We start from the raw sequence: 11661 nt of genomic DNA on the forward strand, positions 1-11661 counted from the left end.
GACGCCTGCCGGATCCGCTCCGCGGCCCGGCGGCTCGGCTCGCTCCGCGATCCCGCCTGAGTCGAATCCGCTCCGCGCATTCGACAACAAAAGCTGCACCTGCCGCCTGGCGGGTGGTTGCTGAGGAAGAGGTCAGATGTCGCTGGCAGGCTCCGCGAACTCAAGGACGTGCTCAAGTCGTCCTCTACTGAGTCCACCGTCTTCGAGATCCTCGGTCTCGATGTAGGTGGTCTCGCCAACGGTGAATACACCAGCCACCCGGAAGTAAGAGTCGTGCTTCGGAGCACCGGGGTAGCGGCGTGCCCAGAGGGAGCCAACCTGTGGCTGTGTGGTCATCCAGTTAGTGTGCATTGCCTCTCCGGCACCTGGCCATCTGCGCCCCGAGAGACCGCGGCCTCGTGGCGCCACGGTCACGAACGGGCAGCGTGCATGATGAAGCCCCCAACCGATTGCCGGTGTGGTGACCCACCGTCGCTCCCCTTCTGGGGGCTCTGCTACCGGCCGGCTCTTATGCCTGCGCCCGATCAGAGGTCGATCGTGCGTGCTCACCTCACTACCCTGAAGGTGCCAGCTGCCCAGACTTGAGGACCGCCTCACCAACAGAGTGTGTCAAACCTTTGAGCCCGCTACCTTATGTACTGAGAACGCCTCTCCCATGAGGCAAAACATGATGACGACCAGCCCGTCAAAGGAGCTAACCGAGTCGAGGCGTAAAGCCAGCGTATGGCGCTCGGAAATGCAGGATCCCCACGCCCATGAACATACCGGAAGCACCCCTGAGCTCGGGAGGAAAAGTGACAGTCGACGCCCGCAGCAGGGATGTCGCTGCGGTGACAGGAGACGTATCAGCCGCACAGCGTGAGCGGGTCCTGGAAGCCACGGCACGGCCCTGTGGGCAGACGTTGCGGCCCCATCAGGTGGAAGCGGTCGACGCCATCCTGCGCGCCCTCCAGGCGCCCGCAGACGGGCATCTGCCGGAGCAGGGGCTGCGGTGCCAGTGCATCGCCGCCACCGGCTCCGGCAAGACCCTCATTGCCGCCGCGGCCGCGCAGCGGTTGGGGGCGCGGCGGGTGGTGGTGTTGGTGCCGACGCTGGACCTGTTGGTGCAGACGGCGGCGGCGTGGCGGCGGGATGGGGGTCGGTCGGGCGCGATGGTCGGAGTGTGTTCCCTGCCGGCCAAGGACTCGGGAGGGCTGCCGTGCACGACGGACGAGGGTGAACTGGTCGACGGGGTGCGGGATCTGGAGACGGTCACGCTGTTCGGGACGTACGCGTCCGTGGACGTGCTGCGTAAGGCGCACGCGCTGGGTCTGGAGGCGTTCGACCTCATGGTCGTGGATGAGGCGCACCGGACGAGTGGGGATGGTCTGAAGCCGTGGGCTGCTGTGCATGACCAGGGGAAGGTTCCTGCGGTGCGCAGGTTGTACATGACGGCGACGCCGCGGGTGTGGCTGGCCACCCAGGACGGGACCGGGGACGGTGGCGAGGACTCGCGGCTGGTGGCCAGCATGAGCGAGGACTCCCCCGTTTTCGGCCCCGTCGCCTACAAGCTCTCACTGTCAGAGGCGATTGAGCGGGGCCTGATTGCCCCTTATCAAGTCGTGTGTGTCGATATTCGTGATCCGGAGTACGGGCACCGAGCGCAGCTCGGGTCGGGGACGGAGCGGGTGCGTGGGGTGCGGTTGGCGGCGTTGCAGGCGGGGGTGCTGACCGCGGCCGCGCGGGAGAACCTGCGCAAGGTGCTCACCTTCCACTCCCGCGTGGCCGAGGCCGAGGCCATGGCCTCTGGGATCGGCGACATTGCGGTGCGGTTGTGGGAGGAGGATCCGCGGACGTATCCGGATCCGAAGCGGGTGTGGGCTTCCTGGTTGCATGGTGAGCATGCGCCGGCTCATCGGCGGGCGGTGCTGGAGGAGTTCGCTTCCGACGTCATCGAGCACCAGGAGCCGGACCACGAGGACCAGGAGCAGCGTCGGGGCGGGGGCGCTGGGGTCGAGGTACTGCCCGCTGCTTTGCGGGTGCTGGCCTCGGTTCGCGTTTTGGGTGAAGGAGTCGATACGGCGAATTGTGATTCCGTTGCATTCTGTGATGTGCGCGGGTCGATGGTCGATATCGTGCAAATGGTTGGGCGGGCTCTGCGTATGAAACCTGGGCAGGGCAAAATTGCGTCTCTGGTCGTCCCGGTATTTCTTGGTCCGGATGAAGACGTGGACAATCTATTGACGTCTCCGGCTTATGGGGGGCTGGCAAAGGTCCTTGAAGCGTTGCGTGCGCACGACACTGAGACCATTGAAGCGCTCGCCGACTCCCGTGCCAGGAGCGGCAGTTGGGACGAGGGCGGCCCTAAGGGCGCTGACGATGGTGACTTCCCGGAGGACATCGACGCTGCGGAAGACGATGCAGCGGTCGCGGCGGTGAGTGCGGGGGCGCGGGAGCTGCTGAAGTTCTCCAGCCCCAGGGATCCTGTGGAGCTCGCGCGGTTCCTGCGGCTGCGGGTCCTGGAGCCGGAAGGCGCGTACTGGCTGCGCGGTATCGAGGCCGCGGCCCGGTATGTGAAGGAGTACGGGGAGGGGCCGTTGAACGTGCCGTACGCCTTCGTGACGCCCGAGGACTGGTCACCTGCCGGGTTCCCGCTGGGGGTGTGGCTGACCCATCAGCGCCGCTCCTACAAGGCCGGACGGCTCGATCCTGAACGCGCCACGGAGCTGGAGGAGCTGGGGATGGTGTGGGCGCCGCGCGACGACGCGTTCGCCGACGGGCTTGCCGCCGCGCGGGCGTGGGCCGAGGTGCATGGGCATTTCCTGCCCCCGGCCACCGCGGTGTGGAATGAGTACCCGGTGGGGAAGTGGGCGAAGAACATGCGCGACGCCGCCCGGCTCGCCGACCGGATCGCCGCGCGCCGGGAGACCGGGGAACCGGCCGGGCCGGCGGCCGGGGCGCTCACGGACGAGCGGCGGCGCCAGCTCGACGACATCGACCCCGGGTGGTGCCCGGGCTGGGACACCGGATGGCAGCGCTGCCTGCGTCTCGTCCAGGCCCATCTCGCCGACGGCGGGAGCCTGCCCACCGCGGCCGGGGACGTCGTCGTCCAGGGCGAAGACCTCGGACGCTGGGCACAGGCGCAGCGCCTGGAATTCGAGCAGCTGCAACCCGCGCAGCAGTGGCTGCTGGAGAACGCCCTGGGCATCGCCGCGGCCGCGAAGGACGAACGGCCGGTGAAGCGGACCCAGGAGCACAAATGGGCGCTGAACATGGCTGCCGCCCGCCAGTACCGGGACCGTGAAGGCCACCTCAACATCCCCCGCAAGCACATTGAGGCCCTGCCCGCCGATCTCGCGGGGCCGGCTGCCACCGGACGCGAAACCACGCCCCAGGGCGACGTCTTGGTCGACCTGGGCATGTGGACGGCGAACGTCCGCCGCAGAGCTGGCAAGCTCACCGACCAACGACGAGCGGCACTCGACCACCTCGGCATGCGCTGGTAGTCGGCATATAACACCTGCGCCGGATTACGACATAACCCGTGTGTAGCCACGTGACTGTCGCGCCCATATTGCCGGATGCGGGCGGATTGCGATTTCTCGCTCAGACGCCGTCGACTGTGCGAGCAACCGTGCTCATCAACCAGTCAGGGCGCTTTAACACCTGCATGCACGTCGTGCCGTGAAGGAGGGTTGGGAGAACATGCACTGTCCCTTCTGCAGGCATCCCGACAGCCGGGTCGTCGACAGCCGCACCACCGACGACGGCACATCGATCCGCCGACGCCGTCAGTGCCCGGACTGCTCCCGCCGTTTCACGACGGTGGAGACGTGTTCACTCATGGTGATCAAGCGGAGCGGGGTCACCGAGCCCTTCAGCCGCACCAAGGTCATCAACGGCGTACGCAAGGCCTGCCAGGGTCGGCCGGTGACCGAGGATGCTCTGGCTCTGCTCGGTCAGCGTGTCGAAGAAGCGGTGCGAGCCACCGGAAGCGCCGAATTGACCACCCATGATGTGGGACTGGCCATGCTCGGCCCCCTTCAGGAGCTGGATCTCGTCGCCTACTTGCGCTTCGCGTCCGTGTACCGGGCGTTCGACTCGCTGGAGGACTTCGAGTCGGCCATCGCGGAGCTGAGGGAACAGGCGCCGAACACCATGGCAGACAGTACGGGCGAGAGGTACGAAAGATCATCAATCCGATACTTGGAGGCGGCATGACAGAGACGGCGAGCGGCCCGGCACGAGAATCCCGCACCAAGGGTCCCAAGGGTCTGCGTATCGAGCGCATTCACACCACCCCCGGCGTGCATCCGTACGACGAGGTGGAATGGGCGCGCCGTGACGTCGTCATGACCAATTGGCGCGACGGCTCGGTCAATTTCGAGCAGCGTGGCGTCGAGTTCCCCGAGTTCTGGTCGGTGAACGCGGTCAACATCGTCACCAGTAAGTACTTCCGGGGTGCCGTCGGCACTCCGCAGCGAGAGGTGAGCCTCAAGCAGCTCATCGACCGCATCGTGAAGACGTATCGGAAGGCCGGCGAGGACTACAAGTACTTCGCCTCTCCCGCCGACGCCGAGATCTTCGAGCACGAGCTGGCGTACGCCCTCCTGCACCAGATCTTCAGCTTCAACTCGCCGGTGTGGTTCAACGTCGGGACCCCGCAGCCCCAGCAGGTCTCCGCCTGCTTCATCCTGGCCGTCGACGACTCCATGGAGTCGATCCTCGACTGGTACAAGGAAGAGGGCATGATCTTCAAGGGCGGCTCCGGCGCCGGCCTGAACCTCATCTGACCTGGGGCGACGGCTCTGGGGTGAAGGGAAGACACACCGCGGCCGTCTTTGTGATCTAGGGGTTTCACTCAACACCCACCCAGGTAGGGTCTGGAACCTCACTGACGGGTGCACTCCGCACCTTTCGGACATGAGGAAGCCCTGACCGTCTAGCCAGCAAGCACAGCCGATCAGGGCCTCCCACACGATTTCCCGGAAGGGGAAACACGTTGGACATCGTACGTCGCGGGTTCGCCCGTGCTTGCAAGGGACCGCATGCCGCGTTTTGGGCCTGCGGCCTGATCGCCTTTTTGGGCGTTGCCGTCTCTGCGAGCCTCTTGATCAATGGCTCCGTGGATGCTGATACGGCTTCCTACATCGTCACCGTCTCAGCGCTCCCGGCTGGGATAGCCGCCTTGGGGCTTGGACTCCGCCGCGCTAGCGATGACGGAGGGCGCGGCCCCACGGGTCTCTGATAGGACGGCGGTCATGGAGTCGGTGCGCCTCAGCCGCTCACCGACTCCGTCGCCCTCCCGACGGACTCCCAGGCGTGCGCCCAGGAGCGCTTCGCCGAGATGTCCCGCAAGCGCGCCGGACTCTCGGACGTCGTTGGCACCAACCACGCGCTACTCGTGGTCGGCGCCAGAGATCCACCCCTGGATCTCTGGCGCCCTCTCCAAGACCGTCAACCTGCCGGAGACGGCGACGGTCGAGGACGTCGAGGAGGTCTACTTCGAGGCCTGGAAGATGGGCGTCAAGGCGCTCGCCATCTACCGCGACAACTGCAAGGTCGGCCAGCCCCTCTCCGCCAAGACCAAGGAGAAGGAGAAGACCGAGGTCACGGCGAAGGCCGAGGCGGACATCCGCAAGGCCGTCGAGAAGGTCGTCGAGTACCGCCCGGTCCGCAAGCACCTTCCCAAGGGGCGTCCCAGCATCACCACCTCCTTCACGGTGGGCGGCGCCGAGGGCTACATGACCGCCAACTCCTACCCGGACGACGGTCTCGGCGAGGTCTTCCTGAAGATGCCCAAGCAGGGTTCCACCCTCGCGGGCATGATAAACGCCTTCTCCATCGCGGTCTCCGTGGGTCTGCAGTACGGCGTGCCGCTGGAGACGTACGTCTCCAAGTTCACGAACATCTGCTTCAAGTCGGCCGGGTAACGTGGCTGCCCCAGGTCCCTGGTCTACGCGCCGGGCTGGCGGCGAATCATACCTATTCACCCCCGATGATCACCGCCTTGGCCATCGAGCCACCGATGACCTTCAGAACGAACAGCTGCCCATCACCCGCCCGATCTCCCGCATCGACGGCGGGTACCCGCGACGCTGCACCGAGTCCCGGATGACCTCGATCACGCAACGCTGGGGGTCGGTGAGACCCCAACTATCCGCACGGATCCCTGGAGGTCGGCTGGGCAGCGAACGGTCGGCTTTAGACCTGCTGGCTCATGGGCACGTCAGTCATGGCATGCACCGGCTCGAGTCGGCCCGGGGCGCGGCCCTGGGCAGTGATGGTGGCGCTGTCTGCGGTGGTGGTCACGTCGGTCGGCCCCTCTCGAGAATGTCTCCCTAGCTAGCCAACGGTAGTTCCTTTCGAAAGGTTGTTCAAACACACGTTCGAGTGAAAACCGTAGATTACTTGTCGTGATCATGCGCCCAGGCGTATGGCTAGCCACCATGCGGAGCGGCAATTCGGCTCAATCCGGTACTCTTCGCCGCCGGGATCGAGACTCCCTCAGGGGCGCTCCCAGTCCGCCACTGGACCCCTGGTGAGGGGCGCCGCCCCCTCGTGCATGCGTCGTGCTCGTCGGGTGCTGTGGCGTGCGGGGTTTCCGTGCCGTACGCGGCCAACTCGGGCCCGACGACACGCACTAGGGCTACAAAGGCAGCCAAACCCCAGATGTAGTGGTTGGATTGCATCAGCAGCCCAGAAGTTGTGGTCCCGGTCCATCGCGACCGAAGCCATCGCCTACTCTGGAGGCTGCTCCAGCGGATACCTCACAGAGTTGCCTCTCGACTGGGAGGAACCCCCGTAGTTCCAGGGGTCTTTGGAACCGCTGGAGGCAGAAAATGGCGACACCTAGCGAACAGCCGGTGAAGCGACGTCGGGTACAGATCAAGCCCCCGGGCAAGACCCTGACCGACTGGCTCACCGCGCTCGGAGCAGCAGGAACCGTCATAAAGATCGTGGTCGAGCTCGCATCCTTCTGGATGTGACCTGTGGCCCCGGACGTAGGGCTGCGCTCAAAAACTGAGCCCGGCCGATGGTTAGACGGCCGGGCTCATAGTTAGACCACACGCGACGGGTCGGACCGTTGGAGCGGTTCGGCCCTTCGTGGTTCCCGACCCTCGCGGGCCGGGCGGCGCCGTACGGACTCCGTACGACGACACTACCGACCTTAGCTCAACATTTTCCTCGCGCCAGCCACCAGGACGCATCGACACGAACCAAGGACCAGAAGCCCCCTTGGGACGAGTATCAGGAACTCCCGCACGCAAGGGGCACGTCTACGGACAGGCCCTCCTCCGTATTTCTTCAAGGACGTGTTCGTAGGCAACGTCGGCATACCCGCACCCATCGACCACCTTGTTCAGCGCGGCGATCTCAGCCCGGTCAGCGGTGAGCTTCCAGCGCAGCTTGGTTCCCACCCAGTCGGTGACGTACTGAGAGTAGGTCTCGGCAGCCACTCCGCAGGGCCTCGGTCTGCCCTGCCATCTCTGCCACGGGGTCAGACCCGCTCGTTGGCGTAGGCGAGATGCGCGCCCCGGTCACCCCTTCGAGGAAGCCATGGAGAGGAATGTGGAGGGCAGGCGGGGCTGGTTGCGTTGAAGCTCCCTCCCCAGCCAGCCCCGCCTCAGGGGTGCCGATACCGCGGAGGGTCGGCGCCCGCCGGCTCCCCCTCCACGCCAACCGCGTCCGCGGACACGTGAAGGGGGAACTGCTGCACTCCTACTCCCCTGCCCTGCTCGCCAGTCACGGAGGCTTGGCCAACACAGCCGCCCTGGCACCGGGCCCCGGCCCGAAGCACGCCTCGCCTGCTGCCAGTCCTTGTTCCGGGCGCCCGGCGCCTATGCCGTCCTGGGCATGGGGCGGGCGCCTCACGCAAGGGCGCGCCTGACGTGCCGGGGCAGAGGGCAGCACGGGCACGGGGCCGTAGGTCCGTCACGGTCGGGCAGGGGGACGGGCGGCACGACCAGGGCACCGGCCTCATCGGTCTGCACGTGCAGCAGCGCAAGGAGACGTTCAGTGCCGACCCCGGGGCGGGCGGGGAGCTCCCGCAGGCGGGCGATCCAGCCTGCCTACAGAGGCGACATCACAACAACACCGGGAAACGGCAGCAGACTTCACCATGCAAACGACATCTGCTAACAGTCCTGACACGCCCAAAACCCCAGCCCACACTCTAGATACAGCAGTGCAAGCCCATGGCGTCACACCACTGAAAGACCCACGACGCACATCACGTCTCCCTCTGAATGTTCGCCCAGCGAGCATCTATAGAAACTATGTATAGCTGTACTGACTACACATAGTTGTTGGTAGAGTGCACGGCAGTCAGCCTGGAGGGGATCTCATGAAGGTGACCGTGTTCCAGTTCGAGGGCACTCCTGAGGAGCTGGATGCCTCGCAGGTACTGAAAGAGTTGACCAACTACCACCGTGGTGCCGTTTCGGTAGTCCCCGACGGCGGCCGCGACAGCGGGACTCTGCCGGCCCGGATTCCGGGAGTGGCTGACGAGGGGCAGGAAACGGTGCGTCAGCTGCTGCTTCGCAGCCCGGCTCGCGGCCTGTTCGTCCGGTTCCTCGATGAGACGACCCGGTGGGACAACGTCGGTGTCTACGGCATCAAGCGCAAGAACGCACTGCCCGACGCTCCCCTGGACTACAGCCGCTACCTGCGCCTGCGCCGGCAGGGATCCCAGTTCGGCGGCTTCGCCTATGTCTACGCGGAGTACAGCACTATCAACCTCCGGCTCAACTACAGCCAGCAGCAACTCGACGAGCTCGGCATCAAGTCTGCCCGGACCCTCACTACCGGGCACCGGGAGTACCGCGTCAGCGTCGACCTCACCGACGAGACAAGCCTGGCCGGCGCCCTTCAGCTGGCCGAGCTCGCCTACAACGCCACCTAACGCAGACAGTCCATAGCCCCAACCAACAGGAGAGCCTGGCGTGGACCTACGACCTCACCAGCGAGAAGCCGTCGACGCGATCCTCCGAGCCCTCGAACCGCCCACCCGAGCGCTCACGCCCGAGCGAGGGTTGCGCACCCAAGTGGTCATGGCGACCGGATCCGGCAAGACCCTCGTCGCCGCCCGCAGCGCCGAAGAGCTCCACGCGGGCTATGTGCTGGTGCTCATGCCCTCGCTGGACCTGCTCGCCCAGACCGAGGCCGCGTGGCGCGAGGGCGGCCGTCGGGGGCCGATGATCGGGGTGTCCTCGCTGCGGGGCGAGGAGGTGTCCTTCCCCAACACCACGGACGTGGACGAACTGGTGGAGTGGACGCGGGGCCTGGATGAGGTCACCGTGTACGCCACGTACGCCAGCCTCGGGCTGGGCACGCTGGAACGCGCGCACGCCGGGGGCCTCACGGCTTGGGACCTGATCGTCGTGGACGAAGCCCACCGCGTTTCGGGCCGGATCGGGAAGCCGTGGGCGGTCGTCCACGACAACCAGAAGATCCCCTCCCTGCGCCGCCTCTGCATGACGGCCACGCCCCGGCTCTGGCAGCTCGGGGACGAGGACGAGGCCGGCGCACCCGGCGAGCTGGTCGCGAGCATGGAGGACGACCCCGAGGGCCCCTTCGGCAGCAGGGCCTTCACGTTGACGCTCTCGGAGGCCATCGACCGGGGAATCTGTGCCCCCCTACCAGGTCGTATGCGTGGACGTCACCGACACCGCGCTCCAGGCCGCGCAGCTCCTGGGCGCCGAAAGCCGCTCGGCAGAGGTCCGCGGGGCCCGGCTCGCCGCGCTGCAGACCGCCCTGGTGAAGGCGTCGGCGGAGGAGAACTTCCGGCGCACGCTCGTCTTCCACCACGTCGTCAAGGAGGCCGCAGCGTTCGCGGCCGGCCTTCCGGACGTCGCCGCGCAGCTTCACGCATCTGACCCCGAGCTGTATCCGAAGACGATCTGGGCAGACTGGCTGTGCGGGGACCACAAGCCGCTCCACCGGCGGCGTCTGCTTGGTGAGTTCGCGGCCGGGATCGCCACGGACGGCACCGTGGTGGAGAAGTGTTTCCTGTGCTCGGTGAAGGTGTTGGGCGAGGGCGTCGACACCAAAAACTGTGACTCCGTGTACTGGGCGGATGTGCGCGGTTCGATGCCCGACCTGGTTCAGGCGGTGGGCCGGGCGCTGCGGATGCAGCCGGGCGAGAGCAAGGTGGCTTCCCTGGTGGTGCCGGTGCTGCTCGGGCCGGGCGAGACGGCGGACAACATGCTGACGTCCCGGGCGTTCGGCGGGTTGGCGAAGCTTTTGGAGGCGCTGCGGGCGCACGACGCGCGGATCGTGGAGAGCCTCGCGGAGCAGCAGGCCCCGAGCCGCTACAAGCCCGTAGCCAAAGACGACAGCGGCAAGAGCACGGACAGGAGCGGCGAGGGCTCCGGAGGCGTCAGCGCCCCCGCCAAGGCCCTGCTGAAGTTCTCCACGCCCCGCGACCCGGCCGCCCTCGCCGCGTTCATCAACCTGCGCGTCCTCAACCCGGAGCACGAGCACTGGCGGCGCGGCGTGGAGGCCGCCGTCATCTACGCCCGCGAGCACGGTGACCTCCGCGTGCCGTTCACGTTCCGCGTGCCCGCCGTCGACGACCAGGAGGCGGAAGCCACCGGGTGGCCGGCCTCGCTCGCCGGGTTCCCGCTCGGGCAGTGGACCGCCGACGCACGCCGCTTCTACGCCTGCGGCGCCATGGCCGAGGACCGCGTCGCGCAGCTGGAGAAGCTCGGCATGATCTGGAGCCACTTCGACGTCGCGTGGGAGGAGAGCCTGTCCGCCGCGCGCGGGTGGGCCGCCGACCACGGGCACCTCCTGGCCCCGCTGGACGCCACCTTCCAGGGCGCGAAGGTGGGCATCTTCCTGAAGAACGCGCGGGCCGCCGCCCGCAAGGCGCAGGAGAACGAGCAGCGGCGTGCCGAGGGGCTGCCGGTTCAGTCAGCGACCGGGGCGCTCTCGGACGAACGGCGCGAGCAGCTGGAGGAAATCGACGCGTCCTGGTGCCCGAGCTGGCCGGTGACATGGCAGCGGTGCTTCCACCTCGTGCGGATGCACCTGGACGCCGGTGAGGCGCTGCCCACCACGGCGGGCGAAGTTCTGCGCCAGGGCGAGGATCTCGGGCGGTGGGTGCAGTCGGTCCGGCTCGGCTGGGACCAGCTCACGACCGTGCAGCAGTGGATGTGTGAGCAGGTCCTCGGGATCGAGCCCGCGACCGAGGACGAGAAGCCGAAACAGCGCCGCACGCAGGCCGACAAGTGGGCCATGAACTACGAGGCCGCCAAGCAGTTCTACGAGCGCGAGGGACACCTTCAGGTCCCGAGGAAGTGGGTCGAGCGGATCGTCGGCGAAGACCAGGCGGAGCGGGAGCACAAGCTGGGGGGCCTGGATCGGGAATCAGCGCAGCCGGGCGGCGACGCTGACACTGGAGCGGATGGAGCTGCTGTCCGCGATCGGGATGCGCTGGTCGTGATGGGCGTCGTCACCACCGCAGCCGCCGCGCTCGCAGCCGGCCGGCTCCCGTACGCGATCCGGGCTGGGTCGCCAACCGCTCCCGGAGAGAGCACGAGTAGACGGTAGGTATCCGACTCCTTTACTGGCGTTCGACCCACTAGTAGTGCTTGGTCATGTTCGTAGTGGTGTGGGTATGTCGCGGTGGCAGGTGGGGCAGGCGCCGGTCCAGGTCGCGAGGAGTGTCTGCAGGTC

Annotated in this window: 7 protein-coding genes and 4 pseudogenes; 8 read left to right on the forward strand and 3 right to left on the reverse strand. The window is 67.0% G+C overall.

Annotation, left to right across the window (positions count from 1 at the left end):
- Window positions 1–132: 132 nt before the first annotated feature.
- Window positions 133–336, reverse strand: coding sequence for a hypothetical protein (locus ACH4RC_RS42045; RefSeq protein ID WP_398210347.1), 204 nt, complete (start codon window positions 334–336; stop codon window positions 133–135).
- Window positions 337–794: 458 nt separating this feature from the next.
- Here ACH4RC_RS42045 and ACH4RC_RS42050 point away from each other — a divergent pair, with 458 nt between their 5' ends.
- The 4 genes and pseudogenes from ACH4RC_RS42050 to ACH4RC_RS42065 all read left to right on the forward strand — a co-directional run.
- The gene (locus ACH4RC_RS42050; RefSeq protein ID WP_398210350.1) at window positions 795–3485 is read left to right on the forward strand and encodes a Helicase associated domain protein; all 2691 of its coding nucleotides are present in this window, start codon (window positions 795–797) and stop codon (window positions 3483–3485) included.
- Window positions 3486–3684: 199 nt separating this feature from the next.
- The gene (gene nrdR, locus ACH4RC_RS42055) at window positions 3685–4200 is read left to right on the forward strand and encodes a transcriptional regulator NrdR (protein WP_398210353.1); all 516 of its coding nucleotides are present in this window, start codon (window positions 3685–3687) and stop codon (window positions 4198–4200) included.
- Window positions 4197–4766, forward strand: a pseudogene (locus tag ACH4RC_RS42060) (vitamin B12-dependent ribonucleotide reductase); the annotation flags it as partial. The gene nrdR and the pseudogene ACH4RC_RS42060, both read left to right, overlap by 4 nt.
- Window positions 4767–5399: 633 nt before the next feature.
- Window positions 5400–5909 (forward strand): annotated as a pseudogene (locus ACH4RC_RS42065) (vitamin B12-dependent ribonucleotide reductase); the annotation flags it as partial.
- A 111-nt stretch (window positions 5910–6020) separates the two neighbouring features.
- Here ACH4RC_RS42065 and ACH4RC_RS42070 read toward each other — a convergent pair.
- Window positions 6021–6291, reverse strand: a pseudogene (locus tag ACH4RC_RS42070) (repressor LexA); the annotation flags it as partial.
- Between the two features lie 530 nt (window positions 6292–6821).
- Between ACH4RC_RS42070 and ACH4RC_RS42075 the strand changes: the two are divergent.
- Window positions 6822–6968, forward strand: a complete 147-nt coding sequence (locus tag ACH4RC_RS42075) for a hypothetical protein (protein ID WP_398210355.1) — start codon at window positions 6822–6824, stop codon at window positions 6966–6968.
- 291 nt (window positions 6969–7259) lie between these two features.
- On the opposite strand, the gene ACH4RC_RS42080 is transcribed toward ACH4RC_RS42075, so the two are convergent.
- Window positions 7260–7439: a hypothetical protein gene (locus ACH4RC_RS42080; protein WP_398210358.1), complete on the reverse strand. Its 180-nt coding sequence runs from the start codon at window positions 7437–7439 to the stop codon at window positions 7260–7262.
- 887 nt (window positions 7440–8326) lie between these two features.
- On the opposite strand from ACH4RC_RS42080, the gene ACH4RC_RS42085 reads away from it, so the two are divergent.
- The 3 genes and pseudogenes from ACH4RC_RS42085 to ACH4RC_RS42095 all read left to right on the forward strand — a co-directional run bounded on the left by ACH4RC_RS42085 (window position 8327) and on the right by ACH4RC_RS42095 (window position 11535).
- Window positions 8327–8884 carry a hypothetical protein gene (locus tag ACH4RC_RS42085; RefSeq protein WP_398210360.1) on the forward strand — a complete coding sequence of 186 codons (558 nt, stop codon included), beginning with the start codon at window positions 8327–8329 and terminating at the stop codon, window positions 8882–8884.
- Window positions 8885–8924: 40 nt separating this feature from the next.
- Window positions 8925–9413, forward strand: a pseudogene (locus ACH4RC_RS42090) (DEAD/DEAH box helicase family protein); the annotation flags it as partial.
- 220 nt (window positions 9414–9633) lie between these two features.
- Window positions 9634–11535, forward strand: coding sequence for a Helicase associated domain protein (locus tag ACH4RC_RS42095; RefSeq protein WP_398210361.1), 1902 nt, complete (start codon window positions 9634–9636; stop codon window positions 11533–11535).
- Window positions 11536–11661 lie beyond the last annotated feature (126 nt).

The organism is Streptomyces sp. NPDC016845 (assembly GCF_044332585.1).
Classification (GTDB): domain Bacteria; phylum Actinomycetota; class Actinomycetes; order Streptomycetales; family Streptomycetaceae; genus Streptomyces.